This is a genomic window from Sulfodiicoccus acidiphilus, from assembly GCF_003967175.1.
GTDB lineage: Archaea > Thermoproteota > Thermoprotei_A > Sulfolobales > Sulfolobaceae > Sulfodiicoccus > Sulfodiicoccus acidiphilus.
Genome location: NZ_AP018553.1, coordinates 892,440 through 914,528 on the forward strand (window position 1 = coordinate 892,440; position 22,089 = coordinate 914,528).

Below are 22,089 nucleotides of genomic sequence, written 5' to 3' on the forward strand. Positions count from 1 at the left end.
GGATTTTTAGGTGAACTTACCTTCAAGGCGAAGTCTCACGACGTACCTGCCGCCTTCTCGCTGGACCGAGAGAAAGGTGTTTCCAGTCTCGGTGCACCATTTCCCAAGCTCAGAGGCGGCTCCCTCCCATGGCGTTCTCACCACAACGATGTCTCCAGGAGAAGCATTACGCCATATCCTCAATAACTTCACTAACACCATACTACAAACATCGTTTGAATCTATCACATACTCGCTCAAAGTGTAACCACCACGTCAGAATCTCTAGCCTCTTGAAGGAAGGAGACCCCCCCTGATAACTTAACTCCGTCCATGATATCCTCCTTACTGAAGCCGACCATCTTGAGACCTATCTCGTCGACGTAAAACTCCACTCCCTCCTGTAAAGCTTCTTTCAACATGTCTTGGGCAGATGACAACCCCAACCTCTTCATAGAATAGTTTACGTAAAGCCTGGCTAGCGTCCCCATTTTCATCCTACCTTTTCCTTGACTCTTCTTTGTAAAGAGAACTATAGCCTGGGATGTGACGAAGAACTTCACCGTCCAACCCATAGTCTTTGCGTCTAACGCCATCACCAATCCGTGATAGAGCTTGTCCAACGCGTTATCTGCCAACAAGAGGGTGAGCTTAGACATGCCAATAGCTTTTCCTAAACCCTAAAAAAGGTGTTAAGGAAAACGTTGTTAACTCAATGTTAATATCCATGCCTCAGTTATGAACCCGTGAGCAACACCTCAAAGGGTATTGAGGAGAGAGTCCCCCCTGGCCAGGTAGTAACTAATAAGTTCCCCGTCCTAAGCCTAGGTCCGACCCCTAAGGTTGAGAGGAGCCGGCTAAGGTTAAGGGTGTTTGGGAGTGTAGGACGAGTGATGGAGTTAAGTTGGGATGAGCTAATGAAGTTCCCCAAGGTGGAGAAGATTCTCGACTTCCACTGCGTCACTGGATGGAGCCGCCTAGGAGATCTGTGGGAGGGAATCTCGCTGAGGTCTCTCCTAGAAGCTGCTGGACCTAAGGGTGAGTACATCATGTTACACTCCTACGACGGATATACTACCAACGTGCCACTCAGGTACGCAATTGACGATAACTCCATGCTGGCCTACAAACTCAACGGAAAGGAATTAGAACCAGATCACGGGGGTCCGCTCAGAGCGCTAATACCGCAACTATATGCTTGGAAGAGTGCCAAGTGGATCTCGGCGATAGAGGTGATGGTCGAGGACTCGCCGGGGTTCTGGGAACAGAGGGGGTACCACATGCTGGGAGACTATTGGAAGGAGCAAAGGTACGCTGAGAGCTACGACTTCATGAGCATTATTAATATAAGAAAAAGGCGCAGCAAGTAGAAGCGACTGCGGTTGAAGCTAAGAGCTTTAACTTACTTCGTTTCCTCCTTAGATAGGGTTGCAGAAGTCTCAGACTCGTTGAGCGCAATACAGTTAGACGTCTGGAGTAAGAGAGTGGCATTACCGCCAACCCCGCGGGAGATAACAACGTCTAAATTAGTGGAACTCCCCCTGAGGAAGGAACTCATATACGCCTTGGTGCACCTTAGAGGCAAGGATCCTCGAGTCAAGGACGTACCCGATCTACTTAGATCGGTCCCTAACTCCTTCGGCTCAATACTAGTAGGAAGCGTGCAGCAGGTTGAAGAAGTGGCCTCTATCATGTCAAAGTTGGAACCCGAAGAGGCCACTAGGCTCCTAATATTGTTAAACCATGACTTCCTTCTTACTCCATACTTTCCGGCGGCATGTTCGTCAGGGAAGGAAGGCGTGGGAGTGGCCCTCCTTTACGTTCAAGAGTTCAAGGAAGGGAGGGTGAGTGAGAGTCTGAGGATCGCGGAGGAAGTGGGAATTAGAGCCGCCTCCTCACTCGGGACAAAGTTCCTCGGTGTGGATCCCTCACTTTCACCTTGGATGGACGAAAGTGTAGGGGCCCTAATAGAAGAAAATAGTGGAAAGCTCTTCTCCCCAGGAAATATGGGAGTAGTGATGAACTTGAACAGGAAGATAGAGGAAGCATCTAACTTGGTCGACAAGAGATTGGGGTTTTCGGAAGTGATGCTTCCAGTGGGAGAGGACAACGTCTTAAAGTCTAGGGTTGAGGAAGGGACGCTCACCTTAAGCTCACTGATTTCACTTACGGCAGTATGTGCAGCCGGGCTAGACATGGTAGCCCTAGGAGAGGTGAACCTTAAGTCATTGCTTCTGGATTTGTTAGCCCTAAGGGCAACAAAGGGTAGGCCTTACGGGGTTAGGGTAATTCCCACCGGACTAAAATACGGCTCAGTCATTAACCTTGATCAATTCGGCCGTATACCAATCGTCAAAGTCGTGTGACTTCGACTTAAATCAGTCTTATAAGTCTGTTTGCATTTAAACTCAGCTTAGAGGAGATAAGTTTGGAGATAAGGAGAGTACAAAAGTTTGGTAAGTCCACTCTGATGGTGTCCCTCCCAGCAGGTTGGGTAAAGGAGGTGAGCTTGACCCCAGGAGAGAACGTATACATCGAAGTCGATGAAGACGGAAGTTTGAAGGTCTACCCTCCTTCGATGAAGGTTGAGTCGTCGTCAAAGGAACTCAAGGTGACCGCGCCTGGAAGCACAATGGGGGAACTGCTGGCCAGGATAGTTTATGCCACCTACATCACAGGGTACGACAAACTTACAATTGAGAGCAAGGACGAGCCCTTCAGCGAAGACTCTATGAAGAGAGTTAAGGAGGCGGTTAGAAGCCTGATAGGACTGGAGATCATTTCTCAGGCCCCCGATAGTATAACTGTTCAGTCCTTCCTAGACCCCACTAAGTACACTATGAGTAGTCTCATGCTCAGAATGACTAGCTCCTTGAAGCAAATGCTGCATTACCTGAGCCTAGGAATAAAGGAGTCAAGTAGGACATTCCTTCAGGAGGTAATAGAATTGGAGAAGGAGGTGGACAGGCTCTACTTCCTTGCACTAAGGCAATTAATACTCTCCCAGACCAACAGGACCTTGGCATACGTCATAGGTGTGAAGAAGATCCAGATAATCGGTAACAGGATATTAGTCAAGGCAGTAGAGGAGGCGGCGGACGAGGTATCCGAGGCGGCGACGGATCTCTTAATGTTAAGCCCTGATGAGCTGGAGAGTTTTAAGAGCAGGTGGAATGAGATAAGTATGCTAATAGAGCAGACCTCAGTGATAATAGATCACGCAACCAAGATGCTCTCCAAGGAAGACATAAAGCTTACCAACGAAGTGATGGAGGAATTAAGGACAATGAGAAGGACACTCCTGACCGAGATTCCTGAGGTGGAGGTCCCGAAGAACGGGGACGGGAAGAGAGCTGACATGGCCCTAAGGTTACTGTTCATGAGACTCTACAATTCCATAAGACGCATGGAGCCAATAGCGGAGATATCGTTCAACAGGGCGTTAGAAAACCTAAGGGAAATAATCATTTGATGAGTTCGAGCTGGGAGAGTTGGGAGATCACGTAGTCCCTGATCTCCTTCAGTGAGGGGAGACTCTGGATTATCTTGCCAGCGCTCATATACTGTCGTAACAACGGTCTGCAACCTTGGAACTCTACCTTTTCCTCCATGAGCGTGATGTGATCCTGCATTCCTTGACATCGATATACCTGCTTAGCTCCAGGCCACTTTCCCCTCTTAGTGAACTTAACCCACTGCCCATTCACATACTTCTCTACTATGTCCATACTGAGGTCAACGCTAGGAGGGAACGCTATAGACGTCCCAACTCCGAACCCATCAACGACGTCTCTCAATTGTAGTATGTCTTCCTCGTCTATACCTCCGCTCACGAAGATCTTAACATGCCCGTGGCCATTTATCCTCAGATTCCACCTGACCTCCTCTATAATCCTCCTGAAGTTTCCTCTTCTACTACCTGGAGTGTCAAGTCTGACTCCCGTCAACTTCTTCCCAAGTAACCTAGCAGCCTTTAGAGCCTCGGTCCTTTCATCCTCTAAAGTGTCGACCAACATTATTCGGGGTACCTGAGGCTCCACGAACTCATCGAAGGCCTTCCACGCGCTCTCGTTGTCACCTACCGCCAAAACCAAAGCGTGGGGCATTGTGCCTGATGGTTCTAGGCCGAAGTAGTCTCTGCTCACCACCCCCGAGACGGAATCCACCCCTCCAACGTAAGCAGCCCTATCTAGTACAGGGGCGAGGGCTGGATGAGCAGAGCGTAGTCCAAAAAAGAAGAGGGTCTTGTTAGTAGCAGCGAGCCTTATTCGAGCTGCCTTCGTCGCTATGCTCGAGGAGTGCCTTAGGACTCCAAGAAGGGCGGTCTCATAAATCGCCATCTCCTCATAGGGCCCCTCAATTATCATTACTGGTTCCACCTCCCTGAACAGAGTCCCCTCAGGCATAGCGTATACGTCAAGTTGGCGTCCCTCTAGTAACCTCAACGCCTCCTCCAACCCTGCGAAAACCGCCCACTGATAGCCATGAGGTAGCCCGTAGGAATGCACCTCCATCTTCACTCTGAGGTTGGCGAGTCCCATGGCCTTCAGGACTCTCATTGTTCTTTCAAAATACACATCAGTAACCTTACCCTCCACTATGTCCCTCTCCTGAGCTGCGAACGTCCTCATTGCGTGATGAGCTGACTGATAACTTTTAAAGTTTGGTGGAGTGCAGAGATTGACGTTCAGAGGGTGGAGTATGAATGATAACTGCGACCATGGTTCCAGCTGACGCCTTGATAAGGAGGCTGTCAAGTTACATAAAGGAGAACTTCAAGGAGGTCTCGCCTCCTGAATGGGCCCTTGTAGCCAAGACTGGACCTATGAAGGAGAGAGTGCCCGACGAGCCAACAGAATGGTGGTACATCAGAGCCGCATCCATAATGAGAAAGATATACATAGAGGGAAAAATAGGGACGTCCTCCCTGAGAACAATATATGGGGGAGCAGCTAGGAGAGGTTCAGCTCCCAACAGGTTCACAAAGGCCCCGGGTCACGCAAACAGACTCATAATGCGACAGTTAGAGAAGGCGGGCCTGCTTCACAGGGTGAAGGGAGGAAGGATTCTCAGCGGCAAGGGCAGATCTTTAATGGATAGAATGTCTATGGAAGTCTTCAAGGAAGTAAGCGAAATAAACCCTGAACTGAAAAAGTACCTAGGGAAGTGAATGTTATGTCAGACGAGTACGACCCAGAACTAGAGGAACTCCTAAGGAGAAGGGCTAACGAAACGAGAAGGAAGGCAGACGAGGAGAGACAGAGGGCTGAAATGAGAGCAAAGAAGGACGCCGCGCTAAGGATTATCTTGACGCCAGAGGCCAGGGAAAGATTGAACAACGTCAGGTTAGTAAGGCCTGAAGTCGCCGACGCCATAGAAAACCAGCTCATAGCCCTAGCCCAAGCTGGAAGGGTGGCGGTTCCAGTGAGTGAAGAGGACCTGAAAAGGATCCTAGAACAACTCTCAGGACAGGGGAAGAGGGACTTCAACATAACAATAAGAGAGAGGGGTTGGAAGTGAGCAAAGCCAAACCATTGGCGTTAAAGCTTAGGTTGGGAAAGAAGCTTAGGGCCAATAGGGCCATTCCAGCTTGGATAATCCTCAGAACCAATAACGAAGTGAGGTACAACCCTATAAGGAGGAACTGGAGGAGAACTAAGCTGAAGGTGTAAGAAGTTGCAGGAAAAAGAGAATTTCGAGATGGTAATTTCGCTCCGAGAAGTACAGACTGGGAAGAGGGCAGGAAGGGCTAGCAGGGCTATACGTGAAATCAGACGGGAAGTGAGGAGACACACCGGTGCAACAAGAGTGATAGTGGATCCGTTGTTGGCAGAGCTGGTCTTAGGTAGGGGAAGAAATAGATGTCCCTCCAAGGTTACAGTGGCCATCTCTAAGATCGGAGAGAAGACCGTTATAGTAAAGTCCGTTCTAAAGGTCAGCGCATGACTCTTCAGAAGGCTTCGGTTTTCGGAAGCGATAACATAGGAATATACGTCTTCACCAACAACAAGTACACCCTGATTCCGCCTGGATTGGAGAAGGAGACTAAGAATGCAATCGAGGGAACACTGAGAACCGAACTAATCGAGATTCAGGTGGCAGGAACCTTCTTAGTGGCAACTCTAATAGCTGGAAATGACAACGGATTGCTAGTACCCAAGGTAATCAGGGAGGAAGAGCTCAAGACTCTGAAGGCAATACTTCCGGACATGAGGATCGACGTACTCGACACCAAAGCCACCGCCTTAGGAAATATCATTCTAACAAATAACAGGGGGGCTCTGGTGTTCAAAGATTTCCCTGATGCGGCGTTGAGGGTGATAAAGGACACACTGGACGTAGAGGTACAGAGGGGAACTATAGCCGAGGTGCAGATCGTCGGCTCCGTGGGAGCTGTTAACAGTAGAGGTGCACTAGTTCACGTTGATGCAACCAAGGAGGACATAGAGTTAGTTTCCTCACTCTTTAAAACTAAGGTCGACGTAGGTACCGTTAACTTCGGAAGTGTCTTCGTTAAAAGTGGCGTAGTTACTAACGATAAGGGAATTTTAATAGGGCCTGCTACTACAGGTCCTGAGATAGTCAGAATAGAAAGAGTGTTGGGTGATTAGGGATGGAAGTGAAGAATTACATGGTGAAAGGGCGAGCTAAATTCAATACAGACAAGTTTCCTATTGAACAACAGTTCACAAAGTACGTTAGGGCAGTTAATAAGAAGGAAGCTATAGAGAAAGTCTACTCACATTTCGGAAGTAAGAACGGTATAAGAAGGGACGAAATAAAGATCACGTCGATTGAGGAGATCTCGTTGGAACAGGTACCCGACAAGAGAATAACAGATCTAGCATCGATGAGCAGAGTAATATGAGGCGGGGAAGGTGACGGAGCAAAATAGGGTCGAGGTGTCGGTAGATCAGTTGGTGGCCCAAGCAGAGCAATTGAGAGACTACATAAATAGGTTGCAAAACATGGTCAGGGAACTCACAGACTCCCTGATATCTATAGAGAGCAGTAAGGAAGCCATAGGACTCCTCGGCTCGGGTGGAAGGGAGCTGTTGCTCGCTACAGATAGGAAAGGCTACGTGATTCTAGAAGGCGTCACTGTGTCATTAGGGAAGGTGTTGGTGAACCTAGGAATGAATTACTATGTGGAAGTTGACCCTAAGACGGGAGTAGAAATGCTCAACAAGGAGGAAGAGAGCGTTAAAACCAACATCCAAACACTGCAGGAGGAACTATCTAAAAGCGTCAGTGCCTATAACGAAATAGCGGCGATCCTGAACCAGATACAGCAAGCGGAGAGACAAGGTCCCTCAGGAGAGGGCGAGTGAATTTGTTTCGACAGATTAAAGAAGGCGTTTTCCAACCTCTTCGGTAAAGATGAGAAGGAACACATCGAACAGGGAACTCGGGTCACTGCGGAGTCATCGCTGCCCCTGCAGCCAGGGGAACAGGGAAAACAGGAGACTACTCAGGGTGAAGGTAAGGGTGGCATCCTTGACTTCCTGAAATACAGGGAGGTCAAGGAAGACGAACTTAATCAGCTACTGGAGGAGCTGAGAACAGAACTGCTGGAAAGTGACGTGTCTTACACCGTAACTGAATCATTGTTGAACGACTTGAAGACTGCACTAATGGGAAGGAAGTTGAGGAGGGGAACTGATGTGGAGGAGGTGGTGCGAACCACCTTAAAAAAAAGCATTTACGAGATCGTGGCCCAGGGGGCCGGACTCGATCTAATAGAAGCAGTTAAAGTTGGGCCAAAACCATACGTAATCGTTTTCTTCGGCATAAACGGTGTAGGTAAGACTACTACCATTGCCAAGGTGGCCTACATGATGAAGAAGGCCGGCCTGGTTCCCGTGGTTGCAGCGGCGGACACGTTCAGAGCTGCAGCCCAAGAGCAATTGGAATATCACTGCAAGAAACTCGAGGTGACTCTAATCAAGGGCAAGTACGGTTCAGATCCAGCCTCTGTGGCCTACTCGGCCATAACCCACGCCAAGAAGGTGGGGGCTCAAGTGGTCTTAGTAGACACCGCTGGAAGGATGAACACTGACGCCGACTTAATGGAGGAACTGAAGAGAGTCGTCCGCATCTCGAAACCCAACATGAGGATCTTGGTCTTAGACTCTTTGGCTGGAAACGACGCGCTTAACCAAGCCAAGGCCTTCGAGGAGAACGTAGGCTACGACGGTGTTATACTAACTAAAGTGGACGCAGACGTTAAAGGTGGCACCATACTTTCCGTGGCCAAGGAGCTTGGGAAACCAGTTGTTATGCTGGGCGTTGGACAAGAATACGACAGTTTAGTCAAGTTCGATCCAGAATGGTTCGTAGAGAGGGTATTCAGTTAGATTAATTTAGTCCCGTTTACACCTTTTCACCATGAACATTAGGGAGAGTCTTAGAGAGCTAGCAGATGGCTGGAAGAGGCTAATGACTTCGTCCAGTAAACCAGACAGGAAGAACTTCACCTTCAACTTAAGGACGGTGTTTCTGGTACTTGTGGTGATTGGTGTTTTGGCGTTGGTGATTCAGCTGGCCACAGTCCTTTTAGGGGTATGAGAGTTGCAAGAAGCAAGGAACTACTACGTTTTAAAGGTGACCAGTGGGCAGGAACTTAACGTAGCACTTATGATGGAGGAGAGAATAAAGGCGAATAATATAAGCGAGGTCTATGCCATACTCATTCCCCCAGAGCTCAAGGGGTACGTGGTAGTGGAGGCCTCTGGGGCACACGTGGTGAGGCTCATAACCGCGGGGATAAGATACTTCAGGGGCCTTGCCCATGGCCTGCTGACTAGGGAAGAGGTGCTCTCCTTCGTTAGCAAGAGAACAGTACAGATAGGACTCAAGCCGGGAGACGTCGTGGAGATCGCCTCTGGGCCATTCAGAGGATTCCAAGCACAGGTTGCTAGAGTTGAGGAAGCAAAAGGAGAGGTAGTGTTAAATATACTGGAGTCCGCATACCCCTTGCAGGTCACAGTCCCTGCGGATAACGTGAAACAGATTAAGAGGTAGAGAAGTATGCCCATCAAGTCCATCAAGATAGTGGTAGAGGGAGGCAACATTAAGCCAGGACCTCCTCTAGCGCCAACTCTCTCTCAGTTAGGACTTAACGTCGGAGAGGTAGTTAAGAGGCTCAACGAGGCTACCTCACAGTTCAAGGGAATGAGCCTCCCAGTCACTCTCGAAGTGGACGTTGATTCGAAGAGATACGAGATTAGAGTTGGAATACCCACAACAACTTCCCTACTAGTGAAGTACGCGGGAGCCCAAGGCCCTTCTGGTGATCCCGCCCACAACAAGGTGGGAAACATAACGATGGAACAACTTGTAGAGGTCTGTTTAATGAAGAGGGAAGGAATGCTCTCTAGGACGTTAAAGGCAGCAGCTCTAAGCGTCCTTGGAACTGCCCACAGTGTAGGCGTAACGGTGGAGGGGAAGGATGCCAAGGAGGTAGCAAAGGAGGTGAAACAGGGGGTGCATGACGAACTTTTTAGTAAGTACGAGGAAAAGTGGAGGGGGAACTGAAACTTGATCGTCACCCAAGAGAAGCTGGCGGAGGCCCTGAGCGAAGCACTTTCAGAGGGACTCAATCCAAAGAGGAACTTCACCCAAGCTGTTGATGTGATAGTGGTCTTCAAGGATGTCAACATGAAGGTTGGAGACGTGAAGCTCAGGGAGACGGTTTTCCTGCCTAACAGACCATCAGTGGAGAGGAGAGTTCTCGTCGTGCCCAACTTCGAACAACTAGAGAACGCTAAGAAGGCCCAACCAGCCGTCGTAATGAGCAAGGACGAACTACAGAAGCTTCAGGGGAACAAAAGGGCAGTGAAGAAACTAGCCAGCCAAAACCAATGGTTCCTCATTTCCCAAGATAATATGGCCCTAGCTGGTAGGGTCCTAGGACCAGCCCTTGGTCCTCGAGGCAAATTCCCGGTTCCTATGCCCAACAACCTAGACCCAGTGGAGGTCATCTCCAACTACAAAAGGGCAACACTTCTTAGGACCAAGGATCAACCTCACGTACAAGCATTCATAGGTACAGTGGACCTAGGTCCGGATAAGCTTGCCGCCAACGCTTTAGCTGTGCTCAACGTAGTCGAGTCGAAGCTCAAGAGCCAATCTAACGTGAAGGCAATCTACGTGAAGACCACGATGGGGAAGCCAGTCAGGGTGAAGTGAATGGCACTTGCTATGAAGGCCAAGAAGATTGCAGACTGGAAGATTAAAGAAGTCGAGGAGCTAGCTCAGAGACTAAGCGAGACAAAGACTTTCATAGTCGCCAGCATAGAGGGATTCCCCGCAGATAAGCTAGGAGAGATAAGGAAGAGGCTAAGAGGTAAAGCAGAGGTCAGGGTGGTCAGGAACACTTTATTTCAGCTCGCCGCCAAGAAGGCTGGAATAGAGATTGGTGAACTAGAGAGAACTCTGACCGGACCGAACGCCTTCATCATAACTGACAAGAATCCGTTCGAGGTCTCAATAGACATCTCAAAATTCAAGCTGAAGAGGTTCGCCAGGCCAGGTGATAAAGCAGATGAGGAAATAGTGATACCGGCCGGAGACACTGGAATGCAAGCTGGGCCCATCCTCAGCACGTTCGGGAAGCTCAAGGTGCAAACCAGAGTTCAGGAGGGAAGGGTCTTTGTCGTAAAGGACGCTGTCATAGCTAGGCCTGGAGATCCCATACCTATAGACGCTCTGGCCATATTGCAGAAGCTAGGAGTACAGCCAGTCTACATCCAACTGAAAATGAAGGGGGCCTACCAAGATGGTGTTGTCATAGATGCGGAACAACTGAAGATAGACTTGGATTCCTACAGGAATGAGGTAGCCGTAGCTGGGAGAAACTCAGCGACTCTAGCGTCTGAGATAGCCCTTCCGATACCCGAGGTGTTGAAGGCGAGCATAACCAAGGCGTTCCAAAGGGCCACGGCAGTCTCGGCTGAAGCTGGGTTCGTAACACCAGAGACGGCCCAGGCCGTGTTCAGCAGGGCAGTGGCAAAAGCGACGGCCCTAGCGTTAGCAATCTCGGGCTCTGTCAACCTCGGGGTGGTGCCAGCACAGCAGGCTGCTCCACAGCAGGAGGCCAAGAAGGAGAAAGAAGAGGAGAAGAAGGGACCAAGCGAGGAGGAATTGGCGGAAGGACTGTCCTCCCTCTTCGGCTAAAGCTTTTTATAGGGAGCTTCAGATGTCAGTGAAGTGAGAAGTTATGGAGTATATATACGCTAGTCTCCTGCTACATGCTGCGAAGAAAGACATAAACGAGGACGCTCTAAAGAACGTTCTAAGTGCAGCTGGCATTGAGGTGGACGAAGTGAGACTCAAGGCTGTTGCCGCGGCCCTCAAGGAGGTCAACATAGACGAAGTCTTGAAGTCGGCTGCCACGGCCCCGGTCGCGGTAGCAGCTGTGCCAGCACAGCAGGCTGCTCCACAGCAGGAGGCCAAGAAGGAGAAAGAAGAGGAGAAGAAGGGACCAAGCGAGGAGGAATTGGCGGAAGGACTGTCCTCCCTCTTCGGCTGAGGTAACTATTTTATTGAACCGTCTCCACTTCTCCTAGAATGTCCAACGCTCAAGAGAACGAGTACAGGCTTGATTTTTTCAAGGATCGAGGTTACGCGCGCAAGTTGTGCACTTCCTGCGGCACTCCGTTCTGGACAAAAGGCGAGAATCAAACTTGTGCTGACGTCCCTTGCACAGAGTATTACTTCTTCGATCTACCAATATCTTCCCATAAACTGAGCGTAAGAGAGGCGCGCAGGAAGTTCATATCGTTCTTCGCCTCCAGAGGGCACACGCCTATACCCCCAAAGCCTGTCTTGGCTAGGTGGAGGGAAGACCTCTATCTGACAATAGCCAGCATAGTGGACTTTCAACCCCATGTAACAAGTGGTATAGCACCTCCACCTGCCAACCCCCTGGTGGTCTCACAACCATGCATCAGGTTAGACGATATAGATAACGTGGGAGTGACGTTCGGGCGCCATCTAACCACCTTCGAAATGGCCGCCCACCACGCCTTCAACTACCCCGACAAGTTCATCTACTGGAAAGAGGATACAGTGAGACTAGCTAAGGAATTCTTCGTCGAGGAGATCGGCGTACCTGAAGAGTTCCTGAACTTCAAGGAGTCCTGGTGGGAAGGAGGAGGGAACGCCGGTCCTTGCTTTGAGGTCACTGTGGGAGGACTGGAGGTGGCAACGCTGGTGTTCATGCAGTACTCTGCTAGAGACGGAAAGTATGAGCCGCTACAGTTGAAGATCGTTGATACCGGCTACGGTGTAGAGAGGATCGCTTGGCTAACACAGAAAAGTCCTACTGCATTCCACGCAATATACGGGGACTTAGTTCCGACTTTCTTCAGGAAGCTGGGCGTCCAAGAACCCGAGGAGGAGGTTTTGAGGACAGCATCTGTTCTGGCAGGCAGAATAGACCCAGATCACTGGGAGACCGTGAAACGCCACAGAGAAGAGGTGGCCCGCAGAACTGGGAGGAGTTTGAAGCTCGTGGAAGATCAACTAAACGATGCAGCCAAGGTGTTCCAAGTCCTGGATCACACAAAGACGTTGACATTGATGTTAGGAGACGGAATGGTACCCTCAAATTCGGGCGAAGGGTATCTAGGGAGGTTAGTTCTGCGCAGGGCTCTCAAGGTTATGAAATTGTTGGGAGCGGAACCCAACTTAACAGATCTGATAAGGACTCAGATAGGGTTCTGGGGAGATGATTTCCCGCAAATGAAGCGGAATATTAGATATATCCTTGAAGTCGTAGAGGATGAACAAAGGAAGTTCCAGGAAATCCTGAACAAAGTTCCCTCATTAGCCCTTTCCCTATCCAAGAGGGGTAAGGTGACTTCGGATGACCTAGCGGCAACTTACGACAGTCATGGGGTACCCCCAGATCTCCTCTCCAGCGAGCTGAGGAAGTACGGAGTAGTGGTAAACGTTCCAGAGAATTTCTACGCGGTCGTGGCTAGGAGACATCAGGCGGCGCCGCTTAAGGGGGAAAGGAAGAGAGATTGCCAAAGGAACTGCAGCAGTTGGTGGAAGGATTGCCAAAGACAGAGAAGGTGTTCTATCAAGACCAGTATAGGAGAGAAGTGGAGGCCGTGGTGCTGGCGGCAAACGGGAGGTATGTGGTGCTAGACAGGACGGTCTTCTACCCACAGGGAGGAGGACAACTTGGAGATAGGGGCAAACTGGTAGGAGATCAGGAGGAGGAGGTCGTCGACACCCAAGAGGTTAAGGGAGTGGTAGTGCACGTTCTAGAGAGGGACACTGTGTTGAGAGTGGGGCAGAAGGTCAGGGCATCAATAGACTGGGAGAGGAGGTACAGGCTGATGAGACATCACACGGGAACTCACGTGGTCCTAGCTGCGGCCAAGCGGGTATTGGGCGAACATGTGTGGCAAGCGGGGGCCGAGAAGACACCAGAAAAGGGAAGGCTAGACATAACTCACTACAAGACCCCGACAGAGGAGGAGGTGAGAGAAATAGAGGAATTGGCCAACTTCGCCGTTATAGATAGAAGACCCGTGAGGTCTATCACGATGACGAGAACCGAAGCGGAGTCCAAGTTCGGCGTCAATATATACGAGGGAGGTGTCCCCATGACTAGGGACATTAGGCTCCTAGAGATCCAGGACTGGGACGTGGAGGCCTGCGGAGGCACTCATGTTCTCAATACTGGGGAAATAGGCTCAATAAAGGTGGTGAACGTTGAAAGAATACAGGATGGAGTGGTAAGACTGGAGTTCGTAGCTGGAGATCAAGTATCTCGTTACGCTTCCTCCCTAGAGGGGACGATGAAACATATAGCGGAGTTAATTGGGGCCAGCGAGGCACAGTTAGTTGGTAGGTTGCGGAGGAGGCTCGAGGAAGAACGCCGCACTGAAGACCTCCTCAGGAAGTACAGGGAAGCGTACGAGGAGGCGTTGGTCAGAGGCGTCTCGTGGACTACCGTCGATGGATTCAGGATCTCAATTTTGGACGAACTTTTCGACGACGAACTGAGTAAGAGAGTTATGAGGAGACTCACTGAGAGGGAGAGAACAGTAGCGGTTCAAGTGGGGAAGGAGAGGGTGCAGATAGCGACGTCAAGAGACGTTAAGGTGGAGCCCCTGATCAAGAAGCTAGTGGAAGTGGGAGGGAAAGGCGGAGGGAAGGGCACAATGGGGATCGTCTCCATAAGGATGGAGAAGGAGGCAGTGCTGAAACTTCTGAGTGAGGCCTTGAGAGGATCCAGCTAAAGCCCACCTAGGAAGAACAAAAGTCCCAAGGCGATCAGCACCACTGCAATCCACCAGGTCTTGCTCCACCTGAATATCTTGTAACCGTCGAAGACTCCGAACGGAATCATGTTGAACAGAGCCACGAACGCGTTTATGTCTGCAGTGCTGACAAGGAAGAATTGGAGGAGGAAGGGCATCGGAACGAAGAAGACCAAAGCCAGAGATATGAGCGCTACCACTAGGTTAGTCACCGGTCCAGCTACGGCGGTCTTCCCAGAGAGCTCTCTGGCCTCACCCATATTGTAGAAGGAACCACAGGATATGGCGGTGTAACCTGAGGTGAATATCAAAAAGGGAGCGAAGAAGTTCAGGAGAACTGTGAGTATCAGCCCTTGAGGGAAAAGCTGGAACCTAGAGTAGCAACCGTAACGCCTCGCGGTCTGTCTGTGGGCGATCTCGTGGGGAACTATGGCAAGCGCCGCTCCTCCAGTGTAGACTAGAAACTCGTCCAAAGAGTGGTTATAGAATGGACTCAGGAAGTGGACGGCTATTGACAATATAGCCACTAAGAAGGCGAGGGCCTCGTTCATGTTTTGTATCCTATACATTATCTCATCGAAAGCCAAAACTCATCCCTCTAGCAAAGTGACTATAAGAGATATTAAATGTGGGCCGAGCTCTTCTTACCTGATCTGTGACGACTTTACAGCCCCTAAACCCCTACCACATCTAACGTAAGTGGAACCGGTTTACTATCTCGTCAGGCCGACAAGGGTCAAATCGCTTGCATCACAGCGGCCTTGATGTCCTTGTCCATCCTAACCTCGCTGAGGTAGGAGAACTTACTCGCCTCCACCGGCCATAGAAGAGCGTTGAACTCTCTGTCAACCGAGGTCATGAACTCCCTTTCCTTGACTTTTACAAAACCGGTGTAGGTGGGGTTGTAGAGTTGCCTAAAGGTATTGAAGGCCTCGAAGACGATGAACTTGTAGGGATAGTCCATGTCGATCTCTAGACACTGGTACTTACGTGCGAAACCGAGTATCTTGGAGACCACGGCACCCACCGACGAAATCCTGCTTACACTCACCTGCCCCACGTCTCCGAAACTGGCCAAGGAAATGAACACGTCAAACTGATCGACGGGGGTCACCACCCTTGCCCCAACTACCCTGCAGTAGTTGGAGCAGGTGGAGGGAACCTTGAATTTGCCGGTGAAGACGTCCTCCTGGTCCTTACCCTCCACCAACATGGTCATGACTACGTTCGCAAGGTGTTCCACTTTGCACGAGAGCCTCTCCAACTCTGCCCATAATCCTGGGGAGATCTCGATTACGTCTCCCGAGTCTGTGAGTACCCTCTTCCCGCCTCTAAGTATGTTCACCCTGAGCTCATGTAACATTCTGAGGAGAATAATTAGGCTTCAGGGCTTATATCGTTTTTTCCCGACTGAACTCCAGCCCGTTAAGCCGAGCCTTACAAACACTGAAATTCCACTGGGTCTCCCTTCTCTTGGAATGAGGAGGCAGTTGATAGCCTGGGTGGTGATCCTAGTGCTTGCTACCTTACCGGCGCTCAACACCCCAAGCAGGTTAGTCTACACCGATTCTCCTTTCCTTTCCAGGAGCTTTCCTAGTCAAGAGGCCCAAGAGCTCCTCAAAGAGGACTTCCCGTCCTTCTATCCGAACTACTCTACTCTTTACGTGATCTTCGTAGGAGGGAACTTGACTGAGGATGGTGCTAGACTAGCCCAAGCAGCGAGGTACCTCTACAGGCCCATCCTCCTTTCACCTCCTCAAATCCAATACGAAGAGAACGAGACGGCATACAGGTTAGCCGAGACCATCGTTGAACCCCAGGTGAAGAACTTGACTACGTTTTACCTCGCGGTTCACGAACTCTACCTCAAACTCAACCAGAGTAGGACGGAGTTCATGCGGAATCTGAGTGTTATACTCGATCATGCGAACCAAACTTTCACCTTAGCGAGGGAGTTGGACGGTGGACCCAACTACACCGCTGCTTATAATTCTCTATCTAGGGAATTGAACGGTACTCAACTCATCCTCCTGAAAATGATGTACGGCAACCTGACTAAGTACGGCAACGTGGAGTCGGCGGCCGCCCACATTGGAGCCTCATACTTCAAGGAGCCTGTAATAGCGAAGCTTGGATTCTCAAACTTCTCTAACGCCTCCAAGGTGGCCTCGCTCTTACCCAACTCCTACTTATACCAGCTCAACTCCACCGAAACCTACGCCTCGGCAATAGGTGACGCCCTAGGAATTCCGGTAAACTCGACGTTCATGGTGAACCCTTCCCTGGTCCAGGTTTACGTCATAAGAGACGTCCTAGGTAACTTCCTCCCTCCTACGCCAAAACCTAAATATATGGATTACCTGTTATTCGCGGTCGAGGTTCCCCCAACGAGAGCCTGGCAGATGTGGAGCTCTTCTCCTCTCACCTCAACAATGCATACGTCACGGGTCACCTCCCCATATACGCGGAGTCGGCCTTCGCGACCAGCTCGGAGCTTGAGATAGTGGACCTTATAACTATTCTAGCAGTTGTCCTCCTCCTTACTCTGCTGTTGAGGGCAGTAGTCCCGATTCTCACCCTGGTGATTACTGCCGGTTCCGCCCTAGACTTGGCCTACGGACTGACCTACGTCTCTTCCCTACTGGGGTACAGGATGTACTACATATCAGGTTTCGTGGTGGCCCCTATAGTGTTCGGACTCACAGTGGACTACTCCATGCTCCTACTCTACAGGTACTTCGAGGGACTGAGGACGGCTGAGGGCTCGCTCGATAGGGCACTCAGGAGCTCTAGGAGGACGGTTTACATGAGCGGGATATCAGTTACCTTGGGGTTCTCTTCGTTCCTCCTCACCCCCTCTCCGCTCCTGAGGAACATAGGCCTCTCGCTCATCATCGCGGCGGCCAGCTCAGTTGCAGCCTCCACCACGTTCTACCCCTCTCTGCTCTCCATCGTAAATCCAAGGACCATGGCATTCCCTCGACGCGAGTTGCCCGATCCCGACGACGTAAGACAGAGCTACCTAGAGGCCGCGTCCACCTTCGCGGTCAGAAAGAAGTGGCTAGTCGTAGGACTCATGATTGCCTTAACCGCAGGCTCCCTCCTCGTCTTGGTTACCCACCCAACTAACCTCAGCGTGGGGGAGATCCTCCCGTCAGGCTCAGGCGCAGTCAAGGGTGAGGCGATACTCTCTTCCATGTACAACTACAGCCAGCTATACGCTATAACATCCTCGCAGGAACAGACGAAGGCCCTAACGAAGGCCCTCCTGGAGGAGGGGGCGTGGGTCTACGGCCCTTACTCTCTGGGGAGGGGTCTCCTCAGCCGGCCACTGACTGGACCGTTCTACAGGGATGGGCACTACCTTGTGGAAGCCATAGTACCTGGGGCCGTGTTCTCTAATGAGGCCATACAGGCCACAGCTAGGGTGACTGGACTCGGGTTGGTGGGTGGCTCCAACGCTCAGAGGCTGGACATAGTGAACAACACGGTCTTCAGTTACTTTCACTACACTCTACCCATCACCGTGGTCCTCATATTGGCGTACCTGTTCGTCGCGATGGGCTCGGCGATTACACCTCCCAGACTGGCTGCCACGGTGTTGGTGAGTAGCTTAGCTGGAGTAGCAACAGTGGAGCTGATCTTCGGCTCGGTCTACTGGCTCTCCCCACTAATAGTGTTTGCCCTAATGTTTTCGCTCGGAATAGACTACGACGTCTTCCTGGTGAGCAGAATTATGGAAGAGGAAGGAGGAGACGAGGAAGTGCGAGTGATCAGGGCCGTGAAGTCCACTGGGTTAGTCATAACTGCGGCTGGACTTGTCCTAGGAGTCGCCTTTTTCTCCTTAACTACAGCCAACATGCGGTTCCTCGAAGAGATAGGGGTGGGGGTAGGTGTGTCGGTCTTGGTCGACACCTTCGTAGTTAGAACAGTTTTCGTCCCAGCGGTGATGGCCATCCTCAAGGAACTGAACTGGTGGCCCAAAAAGAGGGTTAAGCCTTCTTGACGGGGAATTCGAACTCCTGATGTCCGTCCTTGTACAGCTTCGCCACTATGACGCTAGTCCCAGTGAAAGAGTCCCTCTTTATTGCAGAAGTTATGGCTCTCCTGGCCAAGTCCACAGCTTGGTCCAATTCCATCTCCTCGCTGTACTCGTCCTCCAGGAGACCTATGGCAACGGGTGAACCCGATCCAGTAGCAACGAACTTCTCTTCTGTCATGTCTCCTAGGTAGTCCAAGTTGTACAACTTCGGAGCATCGTCGTAGCCGCCTATGAGGAACTGCACAACGTAAGGGAAATATTTGGAACTGGAGAGGATGTTTGCTACGTAAGTTGACATGGCCTTTATTGTAGTGGGCCTACCAATCAAGGAGTTATACCTGTACACGTTACTGAGCACGTTGTAAAGGAACTGAATATCAGCCACACTCCCCGCCGTGGTAACGGCGAGCTTATCAGTAACGTAGAGGACCTTCCTGACGTTCTTGTGGGCCACGTAAAACCCCGCACTGGCCCTCCTATCCGCGGCCAAAACAACACCGTCCTTAGTTCGCAGGCCTACCGTTGTTGTTCCCTTCAGGGTCTTTATCTTCATTTCGTCAGGTCTTTCCATGACTTCTCAACAACACAGAGAGCTATAAACTCTTCTAAGGTGTCCTTGTATACCCTCAACACTTTTAAGAACCTGTGTGAAGAGAAGGATTGTGCCGCGGTAGTATAGTCCGGTCAAGCCTTGCGCCGAAAGTATACGGGCCTTTCGAGCCCGTGACCCGGGTTCAAATCCCGGCCGCGGCATTTCTCTCGCGATGAGCTGCAAGGGCTCTTCGTTGGTGAAGCGCTGAAACCGGTTCCAGACAACAGAGACTAATAATTGATAAACGATAATCTGCTAAGACTAAATAAGGATAATAAATATCGTGATTGATTAGAAACCTAGTGACCGCACTTACTCTTGTGTTTTGGAACGGATTGCCGCGCTGGACTTCACGATCCTAAAAGACAAGGCCGTTAAGGAGTCACCTCCATATTCTTATATGGTCTTAAGTGTTGTATAAGCCCTAGTCACAACTTCGCCTTGCGAAGTAAGTAGAAAGGGACAAGGAATGCCTCAAATTCCATTACAACAGGAAGTTCCTAAATTTCTACTCTTAGAACATGTCATTTACAACCATAGCTTAACGTTATATTCTAAAATTTGCAATCTATCCCGGCCTCCACAGAGTAGATTTCCGTACATGAATTGGTCCTTTTTACCACCAACTTAGACCTTCCTGTAACACTCGGTCCTCACTTCTATCACTAGACCAGACTTCCTCATTTCACTTAATATCTTCTCCACTGCGGCTTTGTCTATACCGTATCCTCTAGCTTCCTCTATCACCTCGCTTAGCTTAGCGCACTCAGTCTCTTCGGCTAGAGCATCCACGATCTCACTAACTTTAGCCATCCTGTCGCGAGCGGTCTTGGGTCTTCCGGTCATTATAGTGTCTATATCTAACCTCCCCGACTCGACGTCTATCCCTACGGCCTCCAGAAATATCCTCATTATGTTGATTGCCCTCTCCGCATCCTCCCTCTCCGCGGTCTGTTTCAGGGCCATCCTGGCGTAGGCCTCTGTCATCCTTATCAGGGCCTCGAGTTGCCTAGGAGTGATCAATATTGGACTGTCTGAGCTCTCAGCACTCTTCTTCCTCATCTCCACGAAGAAGTCAAGCAATAGTTGTCTAGCTTCCGCAGACAGCACAGGCCTTACGTTCTTCCTTGCGAACGCGATGTATTTCTTGAGGACGTCTATCTGAATCGGTTGACCGTAGCTGCTCTCCGAATGCATGTCCAAGATGTGAGAGGCGAGCAGTTGGTCCCCCTCCCCAGGCTTGTCCCTTAAGATGAATATTAGATCGAACCTGGAAAGGATGGTAGACGGCAAGTTTATGTTGTCGGCCACTCCCCTCTCTGGGATGTAGCGACCGAACTTGGGGTTTCCAGCGGATATGACGGTGGTTCTTGCGTTTAACTTGGCCACTATTCCAGCCTTGGCTATAGAGACGGTCTGCTGTTCCATGGCCTCGTGTATAGAGACCCTGTCCTCCTCCCTCATCTTGTCTATTTCGTCTATTACCGCGACCCCCCCGTCCGCTAACACCAGCGCTCCAGCCTCGAGGTAGTAGTCCCCGCTATTCTTGTCTCTCACTACCGCGGCGGTGAGTCCAGCCGCCGTTGCTCCCTTACCTGTAGTGTATACAGACCGAGGGGCCGTTCTATATGCGAACTGAAGCATCTGGGACTTGGCCGTACCTGGATCTCCAACTATGAGTAAGTGTATATCCCCCTTTACCCTAGTTCCGTCGGGCAGGACCTTAGGGACTCCTCCGAAAAGCGAGAGGGCTATCCCTCCTTTATCTCCCAGTGACCATAGATGGAGGGAGCTATGGAGGAAATGATCCTTTCCCTTATCCAGGGGTCCTGGGCCAATTCCCTCAACTTGAGCTCGTCCTCCTCCGAGATCCTGACCTCGTCTAACGCCTTCTCTGACAACTCTATACTATTGGCCCTCATGTACAAATCGAAGACTGCCCTAGCACCCCTCTTCATGGATCCCTCCTGTTGAAGCTCAAGTATTCCCACCAGCTTCACTCTGTCTCCTGGCCTCACGGAGTCCACCAGATCGTCCTCTACTACCACCGCCAGTTGCCTTGGGAGCTGCCCAGCCGGGATCTCCTCTGGTCTCTCCTGAAGGATCACCCTCTGCCAGTCCGTCAGCTCCGACTTCTCAGGTATGAGTTTCATCTGACCTGGTTTCTCACAAACTGGGCAAACTGTAGGGAGTTCCACGTAGTCTCCCATTTCCTCGTCCACCGGCCACACGAATTCGGCCATGCAGGAGGGATCGTTGTGCCTGAACGTACCTCTAATCATCCTCTCCTTGACTGGTGTAGACCTCACTAGTATGCCCTCCACGGCTATGAGCTTGTTCAGATCGTCGCTCCTAAGTTTCCTGAGCTCCACCGAGTTAGGGACGTTAGTTACCCTAACGTGAACTCGAGGAACCTCTTGGGAGAACTGCGGTTCGAGCTGGGATATCGTAGCCATGAGCGCCTTCTCCATCAGTGGCAACACCTCCTTAGGTCTGTTCACTAGGAGGGTCGCCAGCTCCCTATCGAAGAGTAATAGATCGACGAAGTCGACAGAGAGGCTCCTACCCCTCTTAGCGACGATCTCACTCACTCTTGGGAGGTATTTGGACTTCCCCCTCTCATCTTTCCAATCACCCAAAAACTCCCTGAACAGTTCCTCAACGTTAAGCTCTCTCTCCAATCAACTCACCATAGTACAGGTTTACCAGCTCACGTATTTCCGAAAAGAGAAGCAGTTCCTCGTCCGTCATTCCTTGAACAATTGAGGGATCTTGCACCCCCAGGAAAGCCAAGTTCATTATTTTCCTTAGTCTCAAAGTCACCAGCTCCCTGGCCACGGACTCGGCCTTCTTAGACACGTCAGGCTGGCCCTTTAGTTCGTTGAGGAGTTCCCTCACTCTAGCGTAGAAGTCCCTGTGTAGTGGAACTAGAGACGCGGGCTTGCTGGCGCTCTGAGTCTCCTGAAAGAGGACCCTGTTGAGCTCCTGTAGGGTCAGCCTCTGAGTCGGCTTGAGGATCTGAGTTACTCCCGTAAGCCACCTGGGAACTTCTCCTTCCTTACCTCGCTGCAACGACACTGAACCCTCGATTAGTTGCCAAGGGCCTACATCCTCTTCGGCAGTGACCTTTACTCGCTGAAGTTTCCTAGCGGCCTTTAACGCCCTAAATTTAGCCCGCTGCACAGGCCATATAT

General features: G+C 50.7%; 26 protein-coding genes, 1 tRNA gene and 2 pseudogenes. 21 read left to right on the forward strand and 8 right to left on the reverse strand.

What is annotated here, in order from left to right:
- Positions 1-6: 6 nt before the first annotated feature.
- Complete coding sequence (locus HS1genome_RS04750; RefSeq protein ID WP_229768162.1) at positions 7-240, reverse strand: sulfurtransferase TusA family protein; 234 nt, start codon at positions 238-240, stop codon at positions 7-9.
- Entirely contained in the window at positions 237-638 is a 402-nt protein-coding gene (locus HS1genome_RS04755) for a DsrE family protein (protein WP_126449827.1), read from the reverse strand. Before HS1genome_RS04755 ends, HS1genome_RS04750 begins: the two co-directional genes overlap by 4 nt.
- Before the next feature lie 87 nt (positions 639-725).
- On the opposite strand from HS1genome_RS04755, the gene HS1genome_RS04760 reads away from it, so the two are divergent.
- From HS1genome_RS04760 to HS1genome_RS04770, 3 genes are all read left to right on the forward strand, one after another.
- Entirely contained in the window at positions 726-1,349 is a 624-nt protein-coding gene (locus HS1genome_RS04760) for a sulfite oxidase-like oxidoreductase (protein ID WP_126449828.1), read from the forward strand.
- Positions 1,350-1,361: 12 nt separating this feature from the next.
- Positions 1,362-2,345 (forward strand): DUF711 family protein, encoded by a 984-nt coding sequence (locus tag HS1genome_RS04765; RefSeq protein ID WP_126449829.1) that lies wholly within the window; start codon positions 1,362-1,364, stop codon positions 2,343-2,345.
- A 62-nt stretch (positions 2,346-2,407) separates the two neighbouring features.
- A complete protein-coding gene (locus tag HS1genome_RS04770; protein ID WP_126449830.1) occupies positions 2,408-3,451 on the forward strand; it encodes a phosphate signaling complex PhoU family protein in 1,044 nt (347 codons plus the stop codon).
- Here HS1genome_RS04770 and HS1genome_RS04775 read toward each other — a convergent pair.
- Positions 3,444-4,610 carry a nicotinate phosphoribosyltransferase gene (locus tag HS1genome_RS04775; protein WP_126449831.1) on the reverse strand — a complete coding sequence of 389 codons (1,167 nt, stop codon included), beginning with the start codon at positions 4,608-4,610 and terminating at the stop codon, positions 3,444-3,446. The two genes, HS1genome_RS04770 and HS1genome_RS04775, sit on opposite strands and share 8 nt — an antisense overlap.
- A 74-nt stretch (positions 4,611-4,684) precedes the next feature.
- On the opposite strand from HS1genome_RS04775, the gene HS1genome_RS04780 reads away from it, so the two are divergent.
- The 15 genes and pseudogenes from HS1genome_RS04780 (at position 4,685) to alaS (ending at position 14,240) form a co-directional block, all read left to right on the forward strand.
- Complete coding sequence (locus tag HS1genome_RS04780; protein ID WP_126449832.1) at positions 4,685-5,149, forward strand: 30S ribosomal protein S19e; 465 nt, start codon at positions 4,685-4,687, stop codon at positions 5,147-5,149.
- Positions 5,150-5,154: 5 nt separating this feature from the next.
- Positions 5,155-5,499 (forward strand): DNA-binding protein, encoded by a 345-nt coding sequence (locus HS1genome_RS04785; protein WP_126449833.1) that lies wholly within the window; start codon positions 5,155-5,157, stop codon positions 5,497-5,499.
- Positions 5,496-5,651, forward strand: coding sequence for a 50S ribosomal protein L39e (locus tag HS1genome_RS04790; RefSeq protein WP_126449834.1), 156 nt, complete (start codon positions 5,496-5,498; stop codon positions 5,649-5,651). The genes HS1genome_RS04785 and HS1genome_RS04790 overlap by 4 nt, the downstream gene beginning before the upstream one ends.
- A 4-nt stretch (positions 5,652-5,655) precedes the next feature.
- The gene (locus tag HS1genome_RS04795; RefSeq protein ID WP_126449835.1) at positions 5,656-5,925 is read left to right on the forward strand and encodes a 50S ribosomal protein L31e; all 270 of its coding nucleotides are present in this window, start codon (positions 5,656-5,658) and stop codon (positions 5,923-5,925) included.
- Positions 5,922-6,590 carry a translation initiation factor IF-6 gene (locus HS1genome_RS04800; RefSeq protein ID WP_126449836.1) on the forward strand — a complete coding sequence of 223 codons (669 nt, stop codon included), beginning with the start codon at positions 5,922-5,924 and terminating at the stop codon, positions 6,588-6,590. The genes HS1genome_RS04795 and HS1genome_RS04800 overlap by 4 nt, the downstream gene beginning before the upstream one ends.
- 2 nt (positions 6,591-6,592) lie before the next feature.
- Positions 6,593-6,847 carry a 50S ribosomal protein L18Ae gene (rpl18a, locus tag HS1genome_RS04805; protein ID WP_126449837.1) on the forward strand — a complete coding sequence of 85 codons (255 nt, stop codon included), beginning with the start codon at positions 6,593-6,595 and terminating at the stop codon, positions 6,845-6,847.
- Between the two features lie 10 nt (positions 6,848-6,857).
- A complete protein-coding gene (gene pfdA, locus HS1genome_RS04810; RefSeq protein WP_126449838.1) occupies positions 6,858-7,310 on the forward strand; it encodes a prefoldin subunit alpha in 453 nt (150 codons plus the stop codon).
- Between the two features lie 99 nt (positions 7,311-7,409).
- The gene (gene ftsY / locus HS1genome_RS04815) at positions 7,410-8,336 is read left to right on the forward strand and encodes a signal recognition particle-docking protein FtsY (RefSeq protein ID WP_373286770.1); all 927 of its coding nucleotides are present in this window, start codon (positions 7,410-7,412) and stop codon (positions 8,334-8,336) included.
- Positions 8,337-8,367: 31 nt separating this feature from the next.
- Positions 8,368-8,547: a preprotein translocase subunit SecE gene (locus tag HS1genome_RS04820; RefSeq protein ID WP_126449840.1), complete on the forward strand. Its 180-nt coding sequence runs from the start codon at positions 8,368-8,370 to the stop codon at positions 8,545-8,547.
- A gap of 3 nt (positions 8,548-8,550) precedes the next feature.
- Entirely contained in the window at positions 8,551-9,003 is a 453-nt protein-coding gene (locus HS1genome_RS04825) for a transcription elongation factor Spt5 (protein ID WP_126449841.1), read from the forward strand.
- A gap of 6 nt (positions 9,004-9,009) precedes the next feature.
- Positions 9,010-9,516 carry a 50S ribosomal protein L11 gene (locus HS1genome_RS04830; RefSeq protein WP_126449842.1) on the forward strand — a complete coding sequence of 169 codons (507 nt, stop codon included), beginning with the start codon at positions 9,010-9,012 and terminating at the stop codon, positions 9,514-9,516.
- Positions 9,517-9,519: 3 nt separating this feature from the next.
- Positions 9,520-10,170: a 50S ribosomal protein L1 gene (locus HS1genome_RS04835; protein WP_126449843.1), complete on the forward strand. Its 651-nt coding sequence runs from the start codon at positions 9,520-9,522 to the stop codon at positions 10,168-10,170.
- The gene (locus HS1genome_RS04840; RefSeq protein ID WP_126449844.1) at positions 10,171-11,157 is read left to right on the forward strand and encodes a 50S ribosomal protein L10; all 987 of its coding nucleotides are present in this window, start codon (positions 10,171-10,173) and stop codon (positions 11,155-11,157) included.
- 43 nt (positions 11,158-11,200) lie between these two features.
- Positions 11,201-11,512 carry a 50S ribosomal protein P1 gene (gene rpl12p / locus HS1genome_RS04845; RefSeq protein ID WP_126449845.1) on the forward strand — a complete coding sequence of 104 codons (312 nt, stop codon included), beginning with the start codon at positions 11,201-11,203 and terminating at the stop codon, positions 11,510-11,512.
- A gap of 38 nt (positions 11,513-11,550) precedes the next feature.
- Positions 11,551-14,240, forward strand: a pseudogene (gene alaS, locus HS1genome_RS04850) (alanine--tRNA ligase).
- On the opposite strand, the gene HS1genome_RS04855 reads toward alaS, so the two are convergent.
- Both HS1genome_RS04855 and HS1genome_RS04860 read right to left on the reverse strand, forming a co-directional pair.
- Complete coding sequence (locus tag HS1genome_RS04855; protein ID WP_126449846.1) at positions 14,237-14,848, reverse strand: zinc metalloprotease; 612 nt, start codon at positions 14,846-14,848, stop codon at positions 14,237-14,239. The pseudogene alaS and the gene HS1genome_RS04855 overlap by 4 nt on opposite strands.
- 149 nt (positions 14,849-14,997) lie before the next feature.
- Complete coding sequence (locus tag HS1genome_RS04860; protein ID WP_126449847.1) at positions 14,998-15,606, reverse strand: hypothetical protein; 609 nt, start codon at positions 15,604-15,606, stop codon at positions 14,998-15,000.
- Between the two features lie 133 nt (positions 15,607-15,739).
- On the opposite strand from HS1genome_RS04860, the gene HS1genome_RS04865 reads away from it, so the two are divergent.
- Together HS1genome_RS04865 and HS1genome_RS04870 are read left to right on the forward strand one after the other, a co-directional pair.
- A complete protein-coding gene (locus tag HS1genome_RS04865; RefSeq protein WP_126449848.1) occupies positions 15,740-16,765 on the forward strand; it encodes a hypothetical protein in 1,026 nt (341 codons plus the stop codon).
- Positions 16,666-18,267: an MMPL family transporter gene (locus HS1genome_RS04870; protein WP_126449849.1), complete on the forward strand. Its 1,602-nt coding sequence runs from the start codon at positions 16,666-16,668 to the stop codon at positions 18,265-18,267. Before HS1genome_RS04865 ends, HS1genome_RS04870 begins: the two co-directional genes overlap by 100 nt.
- Here the strand turns inward: HS1genome_RS04870 and psmB are convergent.
- Positions 18,254-18,874, reverse strand: a complete 621-nt coding sequence (gene psmB, locus HS1genome_RS04875) for an archaeal proteasome endopeptidase complex subunit beta (RefSeq protein ID WP_126449850.1) — start codon at positions 18,872-18,874, stop codon at positions 18,254-18,256. The genes HS1genome_RS04870 and psmB overlap by 14 nt on opposite strands.
- A 93-nt stretch (positions 18,875-18,967) precedes the next feature.
- On the opposite strand from psmB, the gene HS1genome_RS04880 reads away from it, so the two are divergent.
- A tRNA-Glu gene (locus tag HS1genome_RS04880) sits at positions 18,968-19,056 on the forward strand.
- Between the two features lie 466 nt (positions 19,057-19,522).
- Here HS1genome_RS04880 and mcm read toward each other — a convergent pair.
- Together mcm and gins23 are read right to left on the reverse strand one after the other, a co-directional pair.
- Positions 19,523-21,576, reverse strand: a pseudogene (gene mcm / locus HS1genome_RS04885) (minichromosome maintenance protein MCM).
- The gene (gins23, locus tag HS1genome_RS04890; RefSeq protein WP_158613720.1) at positions 21,560-22,078 is read right to left on the reverse strand and encodes a DNA replication protein Gins23; all 519 of its coding nucleotides are present in this window, start codon (positions 22,076-22,078) and stop codon (positions 21,560-21,562) included. Before gins23 ends, mcm begins: the two are co-directional and overlap by 17 nt.
- Positions 22,079-22,089: the final 11 nt, after the last annotated feature.

Bases quoted from the DNA above. Each gene is read 5' to 3' on its own strand.
- HS1genome_RS04755 (WP_126449827.1), bottom strand. From the start codon at position 638: ATGTCTAAGCTCACCCTCTTGTTGGCAGATAACGCGTTGGACAAGCTC.
- HS1genome_RS04775 (WP_126449831.1), bottom strand. From the start codon at position 4,610: ATGAGGACGTTCGCAGCTCAGGAGAGGGACATAGTGGAGGGTAAGGTT.
- HS1genome_RS04780 (WP_126449832.1), top strand. From the start codon at position 4,685: ATGATAACTGCGACCATGGTTCCAGCTGACGCCTTGATAAGGAGGCTG.
- HS1genome_RS04785 (WP_126449833.1), top strand. From the start codon at position 5,155: ATGTCAGACGAGTACGACCCAGAACTAGAGGAACTCCTAAGGAGAAGG.
- HS1genome_RS04800 (WP_126449836.1), top strand. From the start codon at position 5,922: ATGACTCTTCAGAAGGCTTCGGTTTTCGGAAGCGATAACATAGGAATA.
- rpl18a (WP_126449837.1), top strand. From the start codon at position 6,593: ATGGAAGTGAAGAATTACATGGTGAAAGGGCGAGCTAAATTCAATACA.
- HS1genome_RS04820 (WP_126449840.1), top strand. From the start codon at position 8,368: ATGAACATTAGGGAGAGTCTTAGAGAGCTAGCAGATGGCTGGAAGAGG.
- HS1genome_RS04830 (WP_126449842.1), top strand. From the start codon at position 9,010: ATGCCCATCAAGTCCATCAAGATAGTGGTAGAGGGAGGCAACATTAAG.
- HS1genome_RS04840 (WP_126449844.1), top strand. From the start codon at position 10,171: ATGGCACTTGCTATGAAGGCCAAGAAGATTGCAGACTGGAAGATTAAA.
- rpl12p (WP_126449845.1), top strand. From the start codon at position 11,201: ATGGAGTATATATACGCTAGTCTCCTGCTACATGCTGCGAAGAAAGAC.
- HS1genome_RS04865 (WP_126449848.1), top strand. From the start codon at position 15,740: ATGAGGAGGCAGTTGATAGCCTGGGTGGTGATCCTAGTGCTTGCTACC.
- psmB (WP_126449850.1), bottom strand. From the start codon at position 18,874: ATGGAAAGACCTGACGAAATGAAGATAAAGACCCTGAAGGGAACAACA.